Origin of the sequence: Arcobacter suis CECT 7833, assembly GCF_003544815.1 — a bacterium.
Lineage (GTDB): Bacteria > Campylobacterota > Campylobacteria > Campylobacterales > Arcobacteraceae > Aliarcobacter > Aliarcobacter suis.
Genome location: NZ_CP032100.1, coordinates 905,794 through 927,040 on the forward strand (window position 1 = coordinate 905,794; position 21,247 = coordinate 927,040).

25 protein-coding genes are annotated in these 21,247 nt (G+C 28.0%); 20 read left to right on the forward strand and 5 right to left on the reverse strand.

Annotation, left to right across the window (positions count from 1 at the left end; genetic code table 11):
- Nucleotides 1–54 precede the first annotated feature (54 nt).
- Entirely contained in the window at nucleotides 55–441 is a 387-nt protein-coding gene (locus ASUIS_RS04645) for a class II SORL domain-containing protein (RefSeq protein ID WP_118885913.1), read from the reverse strand.
- Between the two features lie 143 nt (nucleotides 442–584).
- Between ASUIS_RS04645 and ASUIS_RS04650 the strand changes: the two genes are divergently transcribed.
- The 3 genes from ASUIS_RS04650 (at nucleotide 585) to ASUIS_RS04660 (ending at nucleotide 2,929) form a co-directional block, all read left to right on the forward strand.
- Nucleotides 585–1,406 (forward strand): thiamine-phosphate kinase, encoded by an 822-nt coding sequence (locus ASUIS_RS04650; RefSeq protein WP_118885914.1) that lies wholly within the window; start codon nucleotides 585–587, stop codon nucleotides 1,404–1,406.
- Nucleotides 1,407–1,432: 26 nt separating this feature from the next.
- Nucleotides 1,433–2,497, forward strand: a complete 1,065-nt coding sequence (gene truD, locus ASUIS_RS04655) for a tRNA pseudouridine(13) synthase TruD (protein ID WP_118885915.1) — start codon at nucleotides 1,433–1,435, stop codon at nucleotides 2,495–2,497.
- A 78-nt stretch (nucleotides 2,498–2,575) separates the two neighbouring features.
- Nucleotides 2,576–2,929, forward strand: coding sequence for a hypothetical protein (locus tag ASUIS_RS04660; RefSeq protein WP_118885916.1), 354 nt, complete (start codon nucleotides 2,576–2,578; stop codon nucleotides 2,927–2,929).
- Nucleotides 2,930–2,969: 40 nt separating this feature from the next.
- On the opposite strand, the gene ASUIS_RS04665 is transcribed toward ASUIS_RS04660, so the two are convergent.
- Nucleotides 2,970–5,147 carry a methyl-accepting chemotaxis protein gene (locus tag ASUIS_RS04665; RefSeq protein ID WP_118885917.1) on the reverse strand — a complete coding sequence of 726 codons (2,178 nt, stop codon included), beginning with the start codon at nucleotides 5,145–5,147 and terminating at the stop codon, nucleotides 2,970–2,972.
- Between the two features lie 107 nt (nucleotides 5,148–5,254).
- Here ASUIS_RS04665 and ruvA point away from each other — a divergent pair, with 107 nt between their 5' ends.
- The 6 genes from ruvA (at nucleotide 5,255) to ASUIS_RS04695 (ending at nucleotide 10,834) form a co-directional block, all read left to right on the forward strand.
- Nucleotides 5,255–5,818: a Holliday junction branch migration protein RuvA gene (gene ruvA / locus ASUIS_RS04670; RefSeq protein WP_118885918.1), complete on the forward strand. Its 564-nt coding sequence runs from the start codon at nucleotides 5,255–5,257 to the stop codon at nucleotides 5,816–5,818.
- Nucleotides 5,819–5,843: 25 nt separating this feature from the next.
- Nucleotides 5,844–6,884 (forward strand): D-alanine--D-alanine ligase, encoded by a 1,041-nt coding sequence (locus ASUIS_RS04675; RefSeq protein WP_118885919.1) that lies wholly within the window; start codon nucleotides 5,844–5,846, stop codon nucleotides 6,882–6,884.
- Between the two features lie 3 nt (nucleotides 6,885–6,887).
- Nucleotides 6,888–7,607: an alpha/beta fold hydrolase gene (locus tag ASUIS_RS04680; RefSeq protein ID WP_118885920.1), complete on the forward strand. Its 720-nt coding sequence runs from the start codon at nucleotides 6,888–6,890 to the stop codon at nucleotides 7,605–7,607.
- Nucleotides 7,594–9,030 carry a Mur ligase family protein gene (locus ASUIS_RS04685; protein ID WP_118887638.1) on the forward strand — a complete coding sequence of 479 codons (1,437 nt, stop codon included), beginning with the start codon at nucleotides 7,594–7,596 and terminating at the stop codon, nucleotides 9,028–9,030. Before ASUIS_RS04680 ends, ASUIS_RS04685 begins: the two co-directional genes overlap by 14 nt.
- A 14-nt stretch (nucleotides 9,031–9,044) precedes the next feature.
- The gene (locus ASUIS_RS04690) at nucleotides 9,045–9,533 is read left to right on the forward strand and encodes an HIT family protein (protein WP_118885921.1); all 489 of its coding nucleotides are present in this window, start codon (nucleotides 9,045–9,047) and stop codon (nucleotides 9,531–9,533) included.
- Between the two features lie 71 nt (nucleotides 9,534–9,604).
- Nucleotides 9,605–10,834: a zinc ribbon domain-containing protein gene (locus ASUIS_RS04695; RefSeq protein WP_118885922.1), complete on the forward strand. Its 1,230-nt coding sequence runs from the start codon at nucleotides 9,605–9,607 to the stop codon at nucleotides 10,832–10,834.
- A 34-nt stretch (nucleotides 10,835–10,868) separates the two neighbouring features.
- Here the strand turns inward: ASUIS_RS04695 and ASUIS_RS04700 are convergent, their stop codons facing one another.
- The 3 genes from ASUIS_RS04700 to ASUIS_RS04710 all read right to left on the reverse strand — a co-directional run bounded on the left by ASUIS_RS04700 (nucleotide 10,869) and on the right by ASUIS_RS04710 (nucleotide 14,303).
- On the reverse strand, nucleotides 10,869–12,119 hold the full coding sequence (locus ASUIS_RS04700) for an NAD(P)/FAD-dependent oxidoreductase (protein ID WP_118885923.1): 1,251 nt from the start codon (nucleotides 12,117–12,119) through the stop codon (nucleotides 10,869–10,871).
- A 533-nt stretch (nucleotides 12,120–12,652) separates the two neighbouring features.
- Nucleotides 12,653–13,627, reverse strand: a complete 975-nt coding sequence (locus ASUIS_RS04705) for a hypothetical protein (protein ID WP_118885924.1) — start codon at nucleotides 13,625–13,627, stop codon at nucleotides 12,653–12,655.
- A gap of 25 nt (nucleotides 13,628–13,652) precedes the next feature.
- Entirely contained in the window at nucleotides 13,653–14,303 is a 651-nt protein-coding gene (locus ASUIS_RS04710; protein WP_118885925.1) for a S24 family peptidase, read from the reverse strand.
- A gap of 416 nt (nucleotides 14,304–14,719) precedes the next feature.
- Here ASUIS_RS04710 and ASUIS_RS04715 point away from each other — a divergent pair, with 416 nt between their 5' ends.
- From ASUIS_RS04715 to ASUIS_RS14025, 11 genes are all read left to right on the forward strand, one after another.
- Nucleotides 14,720–14,902, forward strand: a complete 183-nt coding sequence (locus tag ASUIS_RS04715; RefSeq protein WP_118885926.1) for a hypothetical protein — start codon at nucleotides 14,720–14,722, stop codon at nucleotides 14,900–14,902.
- Between the two features lie 9 nt (nucleotides 14,903–14,911).
- On the forward strand, nucleotides 14,912–15,145 hold the full coding sequence (locus tag ASUIS_RS04720; protein WP_118885927.1) for a hypothetical protein: 234 nt from the start codon (nucleotides 14,912–14,914) through the stop codon (nucleotides 15,143–15,145).
- Nucleotide 15,146: 1 nt separating this feature from the next.
- Nucleotides 15,147–17,252 (forward strand): DDE-type integrase/transposase/recombinase, encoded by a 2,106-nt coding sequence (locus tag ASUIS_RS04725; protein WP_118885928.1) that lies wholly within the window; start codon nucleotides 15,147–15,149, stop codon nucleotides 17,250–17,252.
- An 8-nt stretch (nucleotides 17,253–17,260) separates the two neighbouring features.
- Nucleotides 17,261–17,965: an ATP-binding protein gene (locus tag ASUIS_RS04730; protein ID WP_118885929.1), complete on the forward strand. Its 705-nt coding sequence runs from the start codon at nucleotides 17,261–17,263 to the stop codon at nucleotides 17,963–17,965.
- Entirely contained in the window at nucleotides 17,955–18,788 is an 834-nt protein-coding gene (locus ASUIS_RS04735; protein WP_118885930.1) for a hypothetical protein, read from the forward strand. The genes ASUIS_RS04730 and ASUIS_RS04735 overlap by 11 nt, the downstream gene beginning before the upstream one ends.
- Entirely contained in the window at nucleotides 18,776–19,003 is a 228-nt protein-coding gene (locus tag ASUIS_RS04740) for a hypothetical protein (protein ID WP_118885931.1), read from the forward strand. The genes ASUIS_RS04735 and ASUIS_RS04740 overlap by 13 nt, the downstream gene beginning before the upstream one ends.
- 115 nt (nucleotides 19,004–19,118) lie before the next feature.
- Nucleotides 19,119–19,400, forward strand: a complete 282-nt coding sequence (locus ASUIS_RS04745) for a hypothetical protein (protein WP_118885932.1) — start codon at nucleotides 19,119–19,121, stop codon at nucleotides 19,398–19,400.
- A gap of 56 nt (nucleotides 19,401–19,456) precedes the next feature.
- Nucleotides 19,457–20,122: a DUF3164 family protein gene (locus ASUIS_RS04750; protein ID WP_118885933.1), complete on the forward strand. Its 666-nt coding sequence runs from the start codon at nucleotides 19,457–19,459 to the stop codon at nucleotides 20,120–20,122.
- Complete coding sequence (locus ASUIS_RS04755; protein ID WP_118885934.1) at nucleotides 20,119–20,655, forward strand: glycoside hydrolase family 108 protein; 537 nt, start codon at nucleotides 20,119–20,121, stop codon at nucleotides 20,653–20,655. The genes ASUIS_RS04750 and ASUIS_RS04755 overlap by 4 nt, the downstream gene beginning before the upstream one ends.
- Before the next feature lies 1 nt (nucleotide 20,656).
- Entirely contained in the window at nucleotides 20,657–20,884 is a 228-nt protein-coding gene (locus ASUIS_RS04760; RefSeq protein ID WP_118885935.1) for a hypothetical protein, read from the forward strand.
- Between the two features lie 115 nt (nucleotides 20,885–20,999).
- The gene (locus ASUIS_RS14025) at nucleotides 21,000–21,212 is read left to right on the forward strand and encodes a DUF7220 family protein (protein WP_438938489.1); all 213 of its coding nucleotides are present in this window, start codon (nucleotides 21,000–21,002) and stop codon (nucleotides 21,210–21,212) included.
- The last annotated feature ends 35 nt before the right edge of the window (nucleotides 21,213–21,247 follow it).

Genomic DNA, 21,247 nt, shown 5'->3' on the forward strand with positions numbered 1-21,247 from the left:
AAAAAGGTAAGAGATAAAAATCTCTTACCTTTTCGATACAGTAGTGCTTAGTGCTTATTCAGCTACTGATACTTCTACTGGTGTACCTTCCCAGATACCGTGTTTTGTACAGTAACCGTGAGCTACTAAGTTTAATTTACTTCCAGTTGGAATAATTGTAAATGTAGTTGTGTTATGAGCTTTAACATTTCCTAGTGTTCCTGGAACATAAGAAGCTTTAGCTAATTGAATATCCCCATTATATAAAGTTACAGATTCAATATAATGATCAAAATCATCTGGATGAGTATATTCGTTACCCATTTTTACAGTTACTTCAAATGGTTCACCTTTTTTTGCATTTGATGCACAGTGAATAAATGGACTGTGTCTATCTATTAAATCTTTTTTAGCTTCTCTTTCAACAGTATCGATATCAACATATTTGTTAATTTTTGGCATAGTATCTCCTAAATTTAATTATTTAAGGAAATATTATACAATAATTTTTTTAAAATAATTAAGATATTTTTTATCCTCTTTGTAATTTATTCAAAAAAGACAAATCACCGTGTATATTTTGCTCATCTTTGATATAATAGGATATGAATAAAGAAGAATATTTTATAAAACAATTTTCAAATAATAAAATTATTGGCGATGATGGTGCTTTTATTGATGGTTTTGTTTACTCAATGGATGCTTTTTTTGAAAATGTTCATTTTAAAAAAGAGTGGATGAGTTTAAAACAAATTGCTTATAAATCAATGATTGTAAATATTTCAGATGCAATTGTAATGAATGCAATTCCTCTATATGCACTTCTAAGTGTGGCAATTCCAAAATCATATACAAATGAAGATTTAAAAGAGTTAGTAAAAGGATTTAAAAAAGCAGCTAAGAAATTTGACATTCAAATTATTGGTGGAGATACAATCTCAAATGAAAAACTTGATATTTCAATAACTATAATTTCAAAAACATCAAATCCAGTTTTAAGAAGTGGTGTCAAAAAAAATGATTTGATTTGTCACACTGGGATTTTGGGTTCTTGTAAAGAAGATTTACAAAAACTTTTTGAAAATAAAGAGGTTTCTAAAAAATCAAAATTTATAAAACCAAAATTAAAACCATACTTTTTTTATGAAATTGCGCCATATATTACAGCTTCAATGGATATTTCAGATGGACTATTTTTTGAATTAGAAAAATTATCAAAAGCAAGTTCTGTGGGATTTGAGTTTTTTAATGAAATAGATGAAAGTATTGGCAGTTCAGGGGAAGAGTATGAAATTCTTTTTTCTTTTGATGAGAAGAATTTAGAAAAAATAAATAAAATTGCAAAAAAACATAAAGTAGATTTAAATATATTTGCAAAAGCTATAAAAGGCAAATATAGAACTGCTTGTAAAAATCATCATTTTTAAAATATAAATAAAATAAGGAAAAATATTTGGAACAATTACAAAGATATTTAAATCACTCGAAAATTGATGTGGTTTTTAAACAAAACAAAGATGATTTCGTAGTTACGGAAATCCCACTTTATGAATTTTCAGGTGAGGGTGAACATTTAGTTTTAAAAATTAGAAAAAAAGATTTAGCAACTTGGGATGCAATAGAAATACTTGCAAAATATCTAAATTGTAGCTCAAGAGAGTTTGGATATGCAGGACTTAAAGATAAAAATGCTATGACTGTTCAATCAATTTCAGTTCATAGAAAATATGAAGAACAATTAAAATCTTTTCAAAATGAAAACCTAAAAATACTTGAAACAACTTACCATAACAACAAAATCAAAGTAGGGCACTTAAAAGGAAATAAATTTTTCATTAGACTTAAAAGAGTTGGTTCTATAGAAAAAAGAAAAATCGAAGAGGCTTTAGGTTCAATCGTAACTCATGGAATTCCTAATTATTTTGGTTTTCAAAGATTTGGAATTGAGGGTGATAATTATAAAAAAGGTAAAGATATTATTGATGGAAAACTAAAAGAGAAAAGAAGGAATTTAAAGCAAATGTATATCAATGCTTATCAAAGTTATCTTTTTAACTCTTGGCTTTCAAAAAGAATTGAAATATCAAAATTAATTGAAGCGTTTGAGCCAAAAGAGATTTATCAAAAATTAAATCTTCCACTTGATATTGTAAAACAGATGAAAAAACAAAAACATCCTTTTAAAGTAATGACTGGTGATTTATTATCTCATTATCCTTTTGGAAAAATTTTTACAATTGAAAATTTAGAAGAAGAATCGCAAAAATTCAATGAAAGGGATAGAGTTCCAACAGGACTTTTAAGTGGAAATAGGGTTAAAAACTCAGTTGACTTAGCTTATGAAATTGAAAAAGAGTTTGAAGAAAAAACAGGTGAAGATGGTGCAAGAAGATTTGCTTGGATTTTCCCTGAAGATATTTCAAGTAACTATAAAGAAGAAAAAAACTGGATGGAGATACAATTTTATCTTCCAAAAGGTTCATACGCAACTGAAGTAATTGCTGAAATAATTCATTAATAATTAAATAAATATAAAATGTATTAAGTTAGAATAAGTTAAACTCCTTTAAAGTATCTAAAAAATAAAGGAAGTTTAATGTCATACGAAGAGTTAATTGCCCAATTATGTGAAGTTATAAAAGAATCAGAGATTAATGCTCAATTAATTTATGATAATACAGAATCAATTGAAGAAATGATAAACAATTTAGAACTGCCTTTACATAAAAAAGATAAAGTAATAAACAAAATTTCTGATATTTTTGGTTTATTACAACATCAAGATTTACATAGACAAAAAATAGAAAGAGTTGTAAATTTTGTTTGTGAGAAAAATGATATAGATAAAAGCCAATATAATCTAGCACCAAGTGCTAAAAACATTGACTCATGTGATGAGATGTTGTCTAATGATGAGTTAGAAGCATTGATAAAACAAATGCAGTCTTAGAATAAAAGAAGTTTTCTTCTTTTATCCCAATTTATTTATTTCAACTATTTTTTTTTATATTATTAAGATTAGTAAAAATTTTAAAAGTATCTATTTCAACTTCTTTTGCTTTTTTATTCAAAGTTTCATTCGAGTCTTTATTTGAATTTGCATCAACTAAATCTTGCAGATTATTATGGAATTTCTTATTTAACATATCTATATTATTTATTATTTCCATATCAACTTTTTTAGTTGAATTAATCTGATTTTCACACCACTGTTTTAAACTTTGGTTTTCTTCTATTTTAAATGATTTATAATCACCTAATTTTGCATATACTTTATCTTTTGTATTTAATACTTCTACTTTTAATAAAGCAGTATCGTAAACTAAATCTACATCAGCAACTTTATCTAAAGAGTCTTGCAAAAATGAAGCTTTAGCAGCAGCTGTTACTAAAGAGTTTGACATATTAGCAATATTTTCAGCCATAGTTGAAATTTGATCTGCAACTTGTGCATTTTTTTGAGTAGCTTGATCTAATAAATTAATAGCATCATTAATTTGAACTATTCCTTTTTCTTGTTCTTTTGAAGCACCAGCAACTTCATTTATTGTCAAAATTGTATTTGAAATATTCTCATTTAATTCTTTATATCCTTCAATCATATTATCAGATATATTTTTACCTTCTTTAGCTTTTCTGCTAGCTAATTCAACAATATTTTTAATTTCTCGAGCTGCTTCTGCACTTCTATTTGCTAGGTTTCGCACTTCTGCTGCAACTACTGCAAATCCTTTTCCAGCTTCACCAGCAGTTGCAGCTTCTACGGCTGCATTTAAAGAAAGAATATTTGTTTGGAATGCAATTTGATCAATTACTTCAATAGCTTCATTTATTGAGCTTACTTCTTTATTTATTTCATCCATTGATTTAGCAGTTTGATTTGCCAAATCTTGTCCATTTCTAGCAGATACTGTAACATTTTGAGCAAGTTGTGACATTTTATTTGTTGCTAATGTATTTGCTTGAATTGTTGATGTTATTTCTTCTAATGCTGCTGCTGTCTCTTCTAGTGATGCTGCTTGTTGATTTGAAGAAGTTGACAGATTATTTGAAGCACCTGAAAGGGTTTGAGTACTTTCATTTAATGCATTTCCTGTATTCATAACCATTGCTAAAATTTCAGAAGTATTATTTCCTACAAGTTTAATACCAGCTGTTAATGAACCTAAGTTCCCATAAATTCCATCATCATCTATTTTATAATCAAATTTTGATTCTGAATAATATCTTAATGTTTCATTGATTTTATCTAAAGTATCTTTTGTACTTAAAATCATAGAATTTAATCTATTTTTTAAATCTTCAACATGTGGGTTTGATGCTTTAGCATTTACTTTATATACAAAAAATCCATTTGCAGTTTTTTCTAAAATATCACTTGCTTCTTCTATTACAATAGCATCTTGTTTTAAACCAGCTCTTACTTTATCCATGTAAGCATTAAATAAAGTTGCAACTTCACCTATTTCATCTTTTGATTCAACAGCTAAAGATATATTTGTATCATTAGAATGTAATAGATTTTCAAATCCATGTTTTAATTTTTCAATTGGATTAGTAGCTCTTCTTACTATAAAGAAAATTAAACCAATAGTTATAAAAGCTAATACTACAGATATTATTGAAATTTCTGTAATTAAAGCTCTTATTTGTATATCAGCTTCATCTAATGAAAAAGTTAAATCCATTACTCCAATTACATCACCTTCATTTTGATTACCATGACACATTAAACACTCTTGTGTTGCAATCATAGGTTTTATCATTCTTATATTGTGACCATTTTCATTATGTGTTTGTAAAAGTAAAGGTTGTTTAGAATCAAATGTACTTAAAACTTCTTTATCTGTTGTATATGGAATACTAGAAGGATATAACTCCATTAAAGATTTACCTTTTGCAACAGTTAAGTTTTTAACACCTTTGATATGTCTTGCATCTTCTTCTGCTTTTGCTATTTGTACAGGATCTCCTGTATTCATTGCATTTCTTAGACTTTGAAACATCGCAGCATTTAACATCTCTAGATTCTCTTTTGTTTTTTCAATAGAATCTTTTGTCACTTTAGATGTTGTAAAATATACAACTGTAATACTACTTAGCGACATTAAAATAAATAGAGCAACAATTATCTTATTACTTATTTTTTTTGTTATTAATTCAAGCATGACACCAGCCTTTTTTGTTTAAGTGTATTTATTATATAATGAACTTCATTTATTAAATATTAATTAAATATTAAATTCAAGATTTTATAAGATAAAGAGTTAGAATAATGATAGTCGGGCTTATAGGAAAAATAACAAAGAAAGAACCAACGTTATTAAATGTAAATGTAAGTGGAATAATTTACGAAGTTTTTGTTTCAATAAATTGTAGTTCAAAAGTTATTTCTGATGAAGTAAAGCTTGAAATCACTCATATAATTAGAGAAGATTCTCAATCTTTGTATGGATTTTTAGATGTAAATGAAAAAAAACTTTTTGATACGGTTATTAAAATAAATGGTGTAGGTCCGAAAGTTGCCCTAGCAATTTGTTCTACATTTACACCAACATCTTTTGCACAAATTGTAAATGATAATGATGTTACAATGCTAAAAAGAGTTCCAGGACTAGGTCCAAAAGGTGCAAGTAGAATATTAGTTGAGCTTTCAGGGTTTATAGTTGATTCACATGATGGAAGTGATAATACAGCATTCTCTTCTTCATTTGAAGCAGCACTTGCATTAGAATCTTTAGGATTTAAAAAAGATTTAGTTTCAAAAGTATTAAAAACTTGTGTGAGTGGAAATACAAGTGATTTAGTAAAAGAAGCATTAAAAAAATTACAAAAATAAAATATATTTATAAAAAAGGAATTTGATGAAGATAGCTATAGTTTTTGGTGGAGTGAGTTTTGAACATGAAATCTCAATAGTAAGTTCAATTGCTATGAAAGATGTATTAAACAATGAATTAATTTATCTATTTTTAGATGCATCGAGAGATTTATATTTAATCCCTACGAATATTATCAAATCAAAATTGTTTAGCACGGGTGAATATAAAAAATTTGACAAGGTTTATTTCCAAAAAGGTGGCTTTTACAAAAAAGGTGGACTTTTTTCAAAAGAACAAACTATTCCTTATGATGTTGTTTTAAATCTTTCTCATGGTGGAGATGGAGAAGATGGTATTTTATCATCTGTTTTAGATTTTTATAATATTCCATTTATTGCTCCAAGAACTGAAGCTTGTGTAGTTAGTTCAAATAAATTTTTAACAAAAGGTTATGCTTCAAGTGTTGGAGTTAATACTTTAGATTATAAATATTTTACAAAAGGTCAAAAAGTTACTGTTGATTCATTTCCAGTTATTTTAAAACCTGTAAAACTTGGAAGTTCAATTGGTGTTTCAATTGTAAAAAATCAAGAAGAGTTAGAATATGCTTTAGATGTTGCATATGAATTTGATAATGCAATTATAATTGAGCCATTCCTTAGTGGAGTAAAAGAGTATAACTTAGCTGGAACAAAAGTAAATGGAGAGTTTAGATTTTCTATTATTGAAGAGCCACAAAAAGCTGAGTTTTTAGATTTTGATAAAAAATATTTAGATTTCTCAAGAACTTCAAAAGCTTTAGAAGTTGATTTAGGAGAAAAATTAAATGAAGAAATAAAAGAGTCATTTAGAAGACTTTATAATACTTTATTTGAAGGCTCAATCATTAGATGTGACTTTTTCGTTGTAAATGATACTGTATATTTAAATGAAATAAATTCAATTCCTGGGTCTATGGCAAATTATCTATTTGAAGATTTTGCAACTTTATTTAATGATGTAGCAAATACGCTTCCCCTAAAAAAACATATTCCAATAACTTATGAATATGTAAATAAAATACAAGCTACTAAAGGAAAATAAGTTTTGGCAACAAAAAATCTGATTGTTGATAATAAAAATTTTGATATTTCTTATGAAATAGTAAATCCAACAGCTACAAAAGATATAATTTTTTTACATGGTTGGGGTTCAAATAAGGATATTATGAAAAATATTTTTTCACCTTATTTGAAAGATTTTAGACATATTTATATTGACTTACCAGGATTTGGGAAAAGTTCAAATGATTATGTATTAACAACACAAGATTATGGCAAAATTGTTGATGAATTTTTGAATCTTTTAAGTTCTTCAAAAGATATAATTACCGGTCACTCTTATGGTGGGAAAGTTGCAGTTTTATTAAAGCCTAAAAATCTAGTACTATTAAGTAGTGCTGGAATTTTAGAAGAAAAACCTTTTGATGTAAAAGCAAAAATCTTTTTGGCAAAGATTTTTAATGCTTTAGGATTAAGAAATATTACAAAAAGATTTAGAAGTAAAGATGTAAATACAATGAGTGAAAATATGTATGCAACTTTTAAAAATGTTGTAAATGAAGATTTTTCATCATATTTTTCAAACTTCTCAAATAATTCTTTAGTTTTTTGGGGAGAAAAAGATACAGCTACTTCTTTGGAATCTGGAAAAAAAATGGCATCATTACTAAAAAAATCAACATTTACATCTTATGATGGAGATCATTTTTTCTTTGCAAAAAATGCAAAAAATATAAGTGAGAGAATTGAAAATGGAATACTTTAATATTATTACGCACATTATTTTAATAATGAGTTTAGGTTGGTATTTAATTACTAATCTTCAATGGTATAACTATAAATTAGAAAGAGTTATCCTAAAACATCACAAATGGCAATGGCATATTACATATTTTTTATCACCTATAGTTCTTTTTTATATTATTCCTGAACCTTATTATGCAATTTATTTTTATCTTATATATATGACAAGTTTTGTTTTATGGAATAAAAAGTTAGATAAACCTCTTGTTTTAACATCACGTGTTAAAAGATTTTTAGCAATATTACTTTTTATAACATTTGCAATGACAGCACTTTGTTTAGCAAGTCCTGATTGTACAAATATGTTTATTTTTATTCCATTGATTTTAGTTTACGTTATTTCTTCAATTATGGAAAAAATATTTTTTATCTCTTTTAAACATAAAGCAAAACAAAGATTTCAAAGTATTGCAGGATTACGAACAGTTGCAATTACTGCTTCATTTGGAAAAACATCTATTAAAAACTATTTATATCATGTTTTGAAAAAGAAGTATAAAACTTATAAAACACCAAGAAGTGTAAATACAATAGCAGGAATTGTACTTGATGTAAATAAAGATATTCCACTTGATACACAAATATATATTGCAGAAGCAGGGGCTAGAGTAAAAGGTGATATTGAAGAAATTACAATGTTTTTAGAACCTGATATTTGTGTTATAGGAAGTGTTGGAGAACAACATATTGAGTATTTTAAAACCCTTGATAATATAATCCATACAAAAATGGAAATTTTAAAATCTCCAAAAATGAAAATGGGATTTGTTCATGAATCGGTTCCAATTAAACCATATCCAGCTATTACAAAATACCCAAATAATCTGCATATTACAAAAAGTAATTTAGATGGAATTTGGTTTGATGTTGAAGTTGCCGGAAATATAGAACATTTCCATGCTCCAATTTTGGGAAGTTTTAATGCTATAAATTTAACAGCAGTTATTTTAGTGTCTCATTATTTAGGTATGAGTATAAATGAAATAAAAATGGCTCTTTGCACTCTTCCTCAAGTTGAACATAGACTTCAAAAAATAGAAGCAGGCGGAAAAATCATAATTGATGATTCTTTTAATGGAAATCTAGCTGGAATGCTTGAAGCTGTAAATATTTGTTCAACTCATACAGGAAGAAAAGTAATTATAACTCCTGGACTTGTTGAATCAACAGATGAAGCGAATATCCTTTTAGCAAAAGAGATAAATAAAAATTTTGATTTTGTAATTTTAACTGGAAGTTTAAATACACATCTGTTTAGTGCAAATATCGATAAAGAAAAAGTATATGTTTTAAAAGATAAAGCATTAATGGAAGCAACTTTAGCAAAAACAACAAGATCTGGTGATTTGATTTTATTTGCAAATGATGCTCCAAACTTTATATAAAATCTAGGATAAAAATGGAACATTTATACGCGCCATGGCGATATGATTATGTGAGTGAAGAAAAAATAGAGGGTTGTGTTTTTTGTCATATATCTAATAATATAGCTGATGAAAAAATGCAAGTTGTATTTTTTGATGAATATTGTTATGTGGTTATGAATAAATTTCCATATAGTCCAGGTCATATGATGGTTGTTCCTTTTTTTCATAATTCAAATATTGAAGATTTACAAGATGATGTTTGGTTACAAATGAGTAAACGTGTGCGACAAGGAGTAAAGCTTTTAAAAGAAGTTATGCCATGTGAGGGTGTTAATATTGGTATGAACTTAGGAAAGGCAGCAGGTGCAGGAATAGAACAACATGTACACTATCATATGCTTCCAAGATGGAATGGAGATACAAATTTTATAAGTACACTTGGTGGAACAAGAGTATATCCAGCTTCATTTGATGAGATTTTTAAAAAACTAAAAGATAATGCTTCTAAATACTTTATATAAATAATTATAATTTAATAATAGTAACAAACTAAAAGAGTAAAATAGCTCCTAATTTTTTTAGGAGTTTATATATGAAAGAGTTCATAAAAAGTTTTTATAAAAATAACTTTGTTTACAATGGAACAGAGAAGTTATCAAAACTTACTATTTTTTTTATTATTTTATTGGATATATTAATTTATAGCACTTTAAATCTTGGAATTGATTTTCAAACAAGAGTTCTAAATAGCCCAACAGTTACTTTCCCATACAAATGTCGTGATGTTATAAATAGTACAAATATTGATGATTTTAATGCATATTTTTATTCAAAAGATAGTTATAACAACTATTATTACGATGATAATTATAAAGAAATAAAAGATTCTTTAATAGATAATAGATGTTCTATTTCAAATACAAAAATAGAAGAAGTTAAAAAAGAACATGATATTAAACAGCTCATTATTGCTCAAAATGAATTATTAAATAGTGAAAATAAAATAAATAATGAACTTTACTACATAAAAGAAAACTACAACACAGTTTTATTTGAAAAACTCTCTTCTCAAAATACAGATAAATCAATTATCAAAGATAATCTAACAACTCAAAATGTAAAAGAAAGATATGTAACTTATGAAAAAGAGTTAGCAAAAATCCAAAAAGAAAAAGAGGATTTTTATAAAACATTTTCTGAGTCAAAAAGTGTAAAAGATTTAATTTCTTATGTAAATGATAATAATGTACAAATAAATGATGACATAGAAGAAGCAAATAAAGCATACAGCTTAAAAATAGAATTAGTAACTTTGCTATTTTTATTTCCATTAGTTTTTGGATTTTTCTATTTAATGAAAAGATATTTACTAAAAGAAAAATATATACTTTATGTGATGTTTAAAAACATTTTTATAATAAGTTTAATTCCAACTTTTATCTCAATTTTTAGTTTAATATATGAATTTTTACCAAAAATATTTCTTGAAAAATTGATGCAATTTTTTTATGAACTTGAAATTCCATTTGTAGTTTATTATTTTGTGATTATAATTTTTGTTTTTATATTTGCTTTTTTAATAATAAAAGTACAAAAAAGATACAAAGAAAACAACAATAAACTAAAAAATAACAGTATAAGTAAAGTAGAGTCTTATAATAAAAATATTTGTAATAGTTGTGGAAATAGTGTTGATTTTAAAACAATGAATTTTTGTCCTTGTTGTCAAAATCAACTAAAAATAGAGTGTAGATTTTGCCAACACAAAACAATAAAAGGATTATCTTATTGTAGTAATTGTGGGCAAGATATCAGCATTTAATTTGCCTATGAAATGTAGGTATTAACCTACATTTCTAATATTTACCTTGATAAAAGCCAGAAAATAAAAGAATATCATCACTGTTTTTATTCTCTAAATCATTAATAATTAAATCTTTTAATATAGTTGCAAGTGCTGGACCAAATGTCATACCAAGCCAACCTAAACCCATTCCATAGATTAGATTCTTATATTTTTCATCTCTTCCAATTAAAGGCATATCATTAGGTGTTAAAGGTCTAAATCCAGTCCATTCAATAATATTTTCCATTTCAAAAGGAATAGTATATTTTTTGAAGTTTTCTTTTATACTCTCTATTTGTTCTTTTACTACTCTATGATCTATTGAGCCAATTTCTAATTTAGAAGTAATTCTTATATCATCTCGTCTAGGTGTCATAACAATAAATAAATCAGCAAATAGTGTTGAAGTAATAGGCTGTAATTCTTTAGGCATTGTAAATGTTAGACTATAACCTTTAGCTGGAGTCATCATTAGATTTTGTTTTAGTTTATCAGCTAAAAGTGTTTGATAACCTGTTGACATTATGTATGTATCAGCTTCATAAGTATTTAGTGCAGAACTAATTGATTTTATTTCTTTATTTCCATATTCAATATTCATTATTCTTTCGTTTAATATAAACTCAGCACCATTTTCTTTTAAATATCTTTTTAGCTCAAGCATAACTCTTTTTGGGTCAAAGTGAGTATTTCGTTTAAAATGAATTACACCCTTTACATCATCAGTTACACAAGGTATGAAATCTTTTATTTTATTTTTCTCTATTACTTCAAATATATCATCATTTTTAATGGCATAGTCAAGTAACTTTTTATCATAACTACTTTGCTCTGTAAAAACAGATAACATACCCTTTCTATGAAAGTCAAAGTCTAATCCATCAACATTCTGCATCTTCTCATATAAGTCATTAGAGATATGCCCATACTTCTCAAATAAGGCTAATGTTCTTTTTAATCTATCTTTGTTTGCACTATTAACAAACTTCCAAAGCCATTTGTATATTTTAATATCTAAAGTAGGGTGTATATTAACAGGTGATTCACCTTTGAGCATAAGTTTTAAAGTGTTAAATACAATTCCAGGATTAGCAAGAGGTCCTTTGTCAAATGCAGATAATAAACCAGCATTACCAAAAGAAGTTGAATCAGTTATGTCACTTTCATCTATAATAGTAACTTTCCTACCAGCCTTAAGAAGTTCGTATGCAGTTGTTAAACCCATAATCCCTGCACCAATAATTATAATGTCTCGTTTCATAAATCAACTCCTTTAGTGAAGAAAAAACTATAAAACAATATACAATATTTATTCCAAAAGTAAATTATATTTTGCGTATGAAATGTAGGTAAAATAGCGAAATAAGTATTGTTTTTATGTGTACATACATTTCATAAGCAAAATACATGTGAGGTATTGTTTAAAATGTATGTATTTTCTAAAAGCTTTTTTCTCCATATTTAGCCCATATTATCGGCTTTTATTCCCTTTTTCTAGTGCGGTTGTTAAAATGTAAGTGTATTGAACTTTACTATACACAATCTTTAACTTTATTCAACATCTTTTTATACATCTCTTATCAGCATATAATTACCACAAAATAGAACTTTATCCTTTTTTCAAGACTCATTTTATTTTTGAAATTTAAAAGAGTGAAGCGGTTGTAAAAGTAGTGTAATACAACTTGAGCAATACAACTAATACAACTGTAGCAATACAAGTAAAAATTTTAAAGTTTTGCTGATAAAATGTAGGAATATTACTTACATTTTACAAGCAAATAATTATAAAAATTAGTTTTCTATATATTCTAAAATATATGCATCTTTTGTTTTTTTAGTTACTCTATCTTTTATAATTTTTAACCTCAATTTAACTTGTTCTTTACTATCAGCCTTTTTAATTAGCTTCATCCTTTCTTGAGGTGTTAATATAGAAGAATTTGCTGGTTGACTAATACCTACAATTTTAAACATTTTTCCATCTCTTACGAAATTATAATATTCAAGTGTATATATTTCTGTAACTTCTTCTTCAATATCTTGAAGATTCGGAGCAATATAATCAAATTTCGAAATATCATTTTTTGTAAGAGTTTTATGGTCTACTGTTTTATATACTTCATTATCTTTTAATATGGCTAAGGTTTCTTTTTTAGGAGTATTTATTGAATCTTGAATTGTTTTATTTTGGAGTAAAACTTTATTAACTTCGTGAAGTCTATCAAAATATTGTTTTGTTGCTTCTCTTTCATTATTTCTATCGTTTCTTTCGTTTTGGTTATCTAGATTTTCAAGTTCTTTCATTTTAATCTTTTCATGGGATTGAATTTGTTCATTTAGATGATTGATATATTCATTAGCACTAAAACCTCCAACAACGAGACTTGCAATAGTTATAAGAGTCCACATTTTATGTTTACTGTCCATACTCATTATAGTCTCCTTACTAAATATATCACTAAAAATCTCCAAACAACCGTGTTTCAATTGAAACCGTAATACTCTTTCCTGTTCACTAAATGCTATCTCAAATTTACTTTCAAGTTCATTTAAAAGTTTTTCAAAGTTTTTTTGATGAGATAATATTATCTTTGCAATATCAGAAGTTATATAATTTATATTATAATGATTAAATCTACCACCATCTAACTTTATAATATGTTTTATAGGCTTAACTTTTCCTAGTTTATAATCTTCATTATTTAATATGGCTTCTCTTAATCTCTCTATTTCTTCAATAGACGTTATATCTAATACTTGTATCACTAGTTTCCTTTTTTTTTTAATTTATTTATCTTTGAATACTTAAAACTTTTAAACCCAATACCTGAAAAGGTAGTTGATTTTCACTTGGGTTAAAAGTTTCACTTTGATATTTTGTGTTATCTGAAATGATTAGTATAGTTCCATCCATTTTGAATTGAAGCCTTTTGATAATTATTTGTCCTCCAAGTTGGATAGCATAAACTCCATTTATTCCAAAAGTTGTATTTTCATCTATTAGAACATAATCACCGTCTCTTAAAGTCGGTTCCATACTATCACCATCTACTTGAATACCTTTTACTTTGTTAGTATTAATAGGAGTTCTAAAAAAGCTTTTATCTAAAGAGATAGTATCAACAGTTTCAATTACATAGTTATATATTCCCTCTCCGGCTCCAGCTCTAACATTCAATAAATCTATATTGTAATTATTGTTTGATTTTATTAGTTCATTTGTTTCTGAAATAAGCATTTCCCCTTTGCCTGTTATTAACCACCAACTATTAATAAGGAAATTTTCCTGTAAATATTCTAATTCTATGGCTTTTAACTCTTTTACTTTACCTCTTTCTATGTCTTGAACTCTAGAAAAAGGAAAATTTACTAATTCTGCAAAATCTTTTTGAGTATCGCATTTTAGGTATTTTCTAACTAATTTTATTCTTTCAGATAACATTTTTTCAACCTTTTTATAGGAAAATATCCTTTTTTATCTTGACAAATAGGAAAATTTCCTTTATACTTCCAACATATTTCCGACACATAAGACGGAAATTATATCACAAGGCGATTAAAAAATAAGTTTTTTAATATTTTTGCCTTGATTTGTCTTGAAAAGTAATATTTTTAATATAAATAACTCCTTGATTAGCGAGAGCTATTGACCGCCTAGGGAGTATAAAAAGAATAGGAACGGATGGCTGATTGGTTGAAACAGCAAAATCTATAAACCAGCATAATGTTTATGCTTAAGTCCTTATATTGATATTTTTGAGTACTCAGCTAAACAGTATCAAATAAGGGCTTAACCGTGAATATTGATGAAAGTATTAATTTTTGTGAGTATTTATATTTTAATTTAGGAGTTTAAAAATGATAGTTAATTTTGGTTTTTGGAATATTCAAACAGAGCCGGAGGTTATGTTTGGAAAGAAGTATTTTATATGTAGTCATAAAAACAACCCAACAAAGTTGGAGCTTGTATTTGTAAAGGGCGATAAGCTTGAGGGAAAAAAAGAGTTGGTTGAATTTATTGAAAAAGAAATTTTAGAGTAAAGGTAGGCGATGAAAAAAGATTTTAAATCTATGACTTTACGAGAAAGGTTTGATTCAAGAGGATTTTCTCCTCAAGCTTATGCTAAAGCTCATGGGGTTGATAGAGCTACATTATATGATGTATTTAGTGGAGCAATTACGGGAAAAAAAGATAGCTCAAATAAGAGTGGTGATGCTAGAAAAATAATAGCCCAACTAAAAAAAGACAAAGTGTGGATAGGCAAACTTCCTTGGGAGGTATAGGATGGAATTTACTGAAAAAAATTTAACCGATAAATTAGGAATTTCTCAACAAGCTATTTCAAATGCTCTAAAACTAACTCCTTGTGAATCTAAAAATATAGAAGGAAGTGCAAAACCAGTCAAACACTATAAGTTTGATGATTTGCCTCAAAGATATAAAGATAAGCTCGAAGAGCTTGGACTTGCCCCAAAAAAAAAGGAAGAGCAAACCGACATTTCAAAAGCAAATTTTACAAAGACCTATTTATTGGCTACTCCTGATAAACAAGAGATAGCAATCATGCGATGTAAGCTGATTAAGTTTTATCTTGCACGAAAATCAAATACAAATAGGATGAAGTGGTTAAAAGAGACTTTAAAAAACAACATAGAGTTTACTTGTTTGGGTGATGTAACAGAGAGACAACTAGATACTTGGCTGAGAAAATATAAAGAGGCTGAGGCTGAGGGTAGCAATATAGTTGAAATTTTCATTGATAAAAGAGGAGGTGCTGCTGGAGCAGGAGTTAAAAGTTTAGATGAAAAGACCAAAGAGGTTGCTATTGCTTACTTTGTCAAAGATAGCATTATAAATATCTCTGAAATTCATCTAAATATGAAACATAAATTCGGTGAATTAATGCCATCTTATGATGTTTTAAATAGATTTTATCGTGATTGGAAAGAGAAAAATCCAGTTTTCTATGAATTTGCAAAAAGTCCTGATAGTGCAAAAAATAAATATATGCCTGCCATTGGAAATGCAAGTGAAAAAGCTCAATACAAAAATCATTATTGGGAGTTGGACTCAACACCTGCTGATATTATTTGTGCAGATGGAAAAAGATATGCAATTATGGCTGCAATTGATGTATTTACAAGAAGAGTTGTATTTCATGTATCTGAAACTTCAAGTGCATATAGTATTTCGCAACTTTTACGAAAAGCAATACTAAAACTTGGTATTCCTGAGAATGTAGTAATTGATAATGGAAAAGACTATACATCAAATCACTTCATGAGTATTTGTTATAACTTGAAAATAAACCCAGTTATCGTGCCACCTTTTAGTGGAGATAAAAAACCACATATTGAGCGAATGTTTGGAACTTTATCAAGGCAATTGTTTATGCAAGTGCCAGGATTTGTAGGAGCAAATGTATCTCAAAGAGCTCAAATACAAGCAAGACAATCTTTTGCACAAAAAATTAACTCCATTGAGAAATGGAAAAAGTTAAATGCCTCAAGAACTGAGGAAGAACAAAAAGTAATAAAAGATGCTTGGAAAATCAAGAAAGAAAACTTAGGGCTTAGGCTTGAAGTTCTTAAAACAGCTGATGAACTACAAGACTTATGTGATAAATGGGTTTTAAATATTCACGAGCAAGAAAAGCATAAAAGCTTAGGTATTAGTCCAGTTGCAAAATGGAATAGATGTCCTATGACTGTTAAATCAATACCAGATGCAAGTATGTTGAATCTATTGTTAGGCGAAAGTATTATCAGAAAGATTGGTAAAAAAGGTATTGCATACGATGGGCTTAACTATTGGCATGATGATTTAATAGATCACATGGGTGAGAATGCTTTTATATTAGTTCCTGATGATATGGGTTATATCTTTGTCCATAAAACAGATATGACTTTTATAGCAATTGCTGAAGACCCAGCACATACAGGTCAAAGTAGAGCAATGGCAAAAAGAGCAGCACAAAGATGGACCGCTCTTACAAAACATCTTGACAAGATGCTACATGAAGCTAAAAGTATTGCTGATATTACCATCATGGATAGGATTGAAGCTGTTAAAGATAGAGTTGAAACTCATACAGTTGCTGTTACAAAACGAAGTGAAGTGATAGATGCAGTTATAAAAAATGCACCAATTATTGAACTTGCAGATTTAAAAGCAATGGAAAAATCAAATAAATATGATTTCAAAAATAAAGATGAAGAGGGACTTCCTGCAAAAGTACTTCCAAGTGGAAGACCAGCATTTAAAACAAAAATAGAGAGGTTTATTTGGGTACTTGAACATCCTGAAGCAATAAATGAAAAAGACGAAGAGCTAATGGATAAATACCCAGATTTATATGAGATTGCAAAATCTCAAGCAAAAGTAGGATAGGAGAAAAGATGCAACATAGATTTATACAAACAACAAACTTTATGCTTTGTTTGGAAGCAATGAGAGAGTTATCAAGGCTTCCACGAGATATGGAAAAAATGGGTCTGTTTTATGGAAATGCAGGGCGAGGTAAATCACTTATTATTGAGAAGTTAGCAATAGATGAGGGTGCTGCTTTGGTACGAACATTAGGAAGTTGGACTCCAAAACAAATGATGATAGATATTTGTGAAGCTTTGGAGATAGAAGATACGGGAACTACTTCAACCTTACAACATCGAATTATTGATGAACTAACTTTGAGTAAAAGAATATTGATAATAGATGAAGTTGATACTTTATTTATGAACGGTAAAAAACAACTTCTTTTAATGTTAAGAGATATTCACGATATGGCAAAAACTCCAATTATTCTAACTGGAATGGAACAATGTGACAAAATGTTTAAAAGAGACACTCACTACTATGAGAGATTTTCAAGAAAAGTAAAAATGGGTGATACAACACAGCATGATATAAAACAGCTTTGTTTGAATGCTGATATAACAATCGAGGATGATTTAGTTGAACATTTTTTCACTAGATATGGAAATTTTAGACCCGTAAAAGTACTTTTAAATGCACTTGAAGAGTATTGTGAAAACAACGATTTATCAAGTGCTAGTTTGAATACTTTTAAGGCAAGTGGAGTGGAGAAAATCAATGCCAAATAAACTAGAAGAGAGGGTAAAACGATACATAAAGATGAAAAAATTCTTTATGTTGAGTGATGCATTACTCATAACAGGTATTTCAAAAGATACTCTCTTAAAGATACTTGAAAGACTTGAAAAAGAGGGTTTAATTATTCAAGATAGGGATGAGAAATCTCTAATGAATAGGTCTTATACGGTTTTTTCAAGGCATGAAAAGAGAGCAATATCATCTAAAAGTGAAGATAAAAAGATAGATATAGAATTAATAAAATCTATCAATAAAGTTGCAAATATATTAGTAAAAGGAGAGCTACAAAGTAGGGTTTATTATGAAGTTCTCAATGAGTCAAAGCTTAGTAAAGGTGTGTTTGCAAAAGTAGTAAATGTATTGTTAAAGCTTGGAGTTTTAAAAGAGCATAAAAAAGAGCTGGAGATAAAACAAAATAGAACTTTTGAGATTGATAAAAGTTTATTGGATACTTTACTTACATTTCATAAGCAAAAAAAATATAAAGATATTCAAGAGATACTTGATGATAAGAAACCTTTGCGTTACGTGGCTGTACCAAAAGAACTTACACAAGTATTGAATGTGATTATAGGAAATGAAGTTTTAAAAAGAGATGAATTGGCATATCAATCAGGAGTTACTAGAAAAAGGTTATCAGATTGGTGGCAAATATTAAAAAAACTTGGGATTAGGATTGATAGTTTTAAAGAAAATGAAAACGATAGGGTTTCTTATATTTTTTCAAGCAAAAGAGCAAGGGTTGTTTTAGCATATATAAACAATGGAGCTTATGAAAAAGATAAGGAACTGAAACACCTATGGACGCACTAGAAATACTAAAAGAAAAAATTAAAGAAAAATCCATAGGAAAAGTTGCCATTGAACTAGGGCTATCCAAAGCTACAATCAGTCTAGTTGCTAGAAAAAAATACCCAAATCCCCAAAAAATATACTCAAAAATCAAAGAACATTACAAACAAGAAATTATAGGTGTACAAAGTACAACAACAGATTTAATGCAACTTTTAAAGGAGATAGATTCATGACTACTGCAATGTATATAGTGATATGTTTCTTATGCTTTCTAGGAGGATTTATCCTAAATGAAGTGCTAAGAACTAAAAGAGAAGATAAAGAAAAAATACCATTTAAGGAGACGAAATGAATGCAACAGACCAAAAAACAGTACAAATTGTAGGGAATAAATATATTCACATGGAAAATTCTAAAACAGTAAATAATGAGTTGGTTTACACTATTAGAAATGGTGCATTAGTAATGCAATTAAATAAAGAAAGTGCAGAGCTTGTTAGTATAACTTTACAAGAATGGTTAAAACAAGAAGATAACGAAGAAACAAAGTTAAGAATGCTGAGAAATAAAGCAAATCAAAATAGTTCTAAAAAATATCCTCTTGGTGATGATAGCGAAGAGCATTCATAGAGCTCACAATGGTGAGCTTTATTGAGTACTCAAAAAATAAATTATAAGGAGAATATATGCCTAAAGTAAATGGAGCTGGGCAATGGTGCAATAAGGAAGGTGTTTATGTACATAAAGACATGGTGACTATTGATAAGCAACTTGAAGATGATGTTGTTGAAAGATTAACAGCAGGTGCAATTGACTTACAAGTTCTTTTATTAAGATTTAAAACTCAAGCTTTTGAGGAGTGTTATGGATTTGTAGATTTACTTCGACAAAAGTACAACATGGAGCGAATCACTTCAAAGAGTGGAACTGTTACATTAAAGTCTTTTGATGGAACAAAAGTAGTTGAAATTCAAGTTGCAAAACTTATATCTTTTGACCAAAAACTAAGTCTTGCAAAAGAAAAGATTGATGAGTATTTAACTCTTAAAACAAACGGAGCTGATGCTGAAATTCAAACATTAATCACAAGAGTATTTGATGTAAAGAATGGAAAAGTTGATGCAAAACAAATCCTGAGTTTAAAATCTTATCCAATTCAACATGTACTTTGGAAAGAAGCTATGACTATGATTGATGATGCTACAGAGATTGCAGGAACAAAATCATATATCAGATTTAAACATAGAAAAAATGGTGAAGTTGATGGAGCTTTAGAAAATATAGTTTTAGATTTAGCAGGTTTAGAAATAGCAGTTGAAGATAAAAAGCTGGTAACAGGAGAGCAAGTATGAGTGAGAATCAAACTAATAAAGGCTTTTTTGATGAAGCTTTTACAACAGTTCTAAAAATTGAAAAAGGTTATGTAAATAGCAAGTTTGATAATGGTGGTGAGACAAAGTTTGGGATAAGTAAGAAAACTTATCCTGAGCTTGATATTGCAAATCTTACTTTGGAAAAAGCAAAAACTATTTACTTTTATGACTTTTGGAATTGTGACCTTTTGAGATTATCAAATATCAAAGATAAAGAGATTGCAATTGAGCTGTTTGATACAAGTGTGAATATGGGACAAGATGATGCAGGACTATTTCTACAAACTGCTTTAAATCATATAAATCGAAATCAAAGGATTTATAAAGATTTACCAACAACAGGTTATATCGGTTCTATGACTTTAGCTGCTTTAGAGATAGTTCTTAAAAGAGGTGAAAAGCAAAAGCTTTTAAAAGCTCTGAATGGAGAGCAATATAGAAAGTATGTGAAGATTATAGAAAAAAATCCTGAGCAAGAAATGAATTTTGTTGGCTGGTTGGAAAGGGTTTAAGATGTTAGAAGAGTTATTTAATGTTTTGAAAGCAGATTGTAAAAACTTTGATTTGCAATATGAAAAAGGCAAGTATAGACTTGTCCTTGATGGAGCAAAAGATTTTACAGGTGATACAGTTGAAGAGGTTCTAAATAAAGCTGTTGATTGGCTTGATAGTGATGATTCTAAACCTAATATGGAAATTAATTATAAAGCTTTGGGTTATGAAAGTGATGGTAGAGAATGATACCTCAATCTAACGAGAAAGAAAAAATCATAACAAAAGAGCAAGAAGCTCTACAAGAACTAAAAGACAACGGTTTTACTATCGTTAAAGATTACTCGTCACGATGAGGGGACAAATGCAATCTAAAAAAGACACACACAAAGAAGTACTTCTAAACAATGTTTTAGGAGTGCTTATAGGTTTAATAACTATGAGAATAATGCTTCCTTTAATAGAGGGTTTGAGTTTTGAAACACGAAGTATTATCATAGTTACAGTTATGTTTTGCCTTAGTTATACACGAGGCTATGCAATAAGAAGATTTTTTAATAAAAGGTTAATGTCCTGAATAATACCTCAATCTGACGAGAAAACTTTTTATTA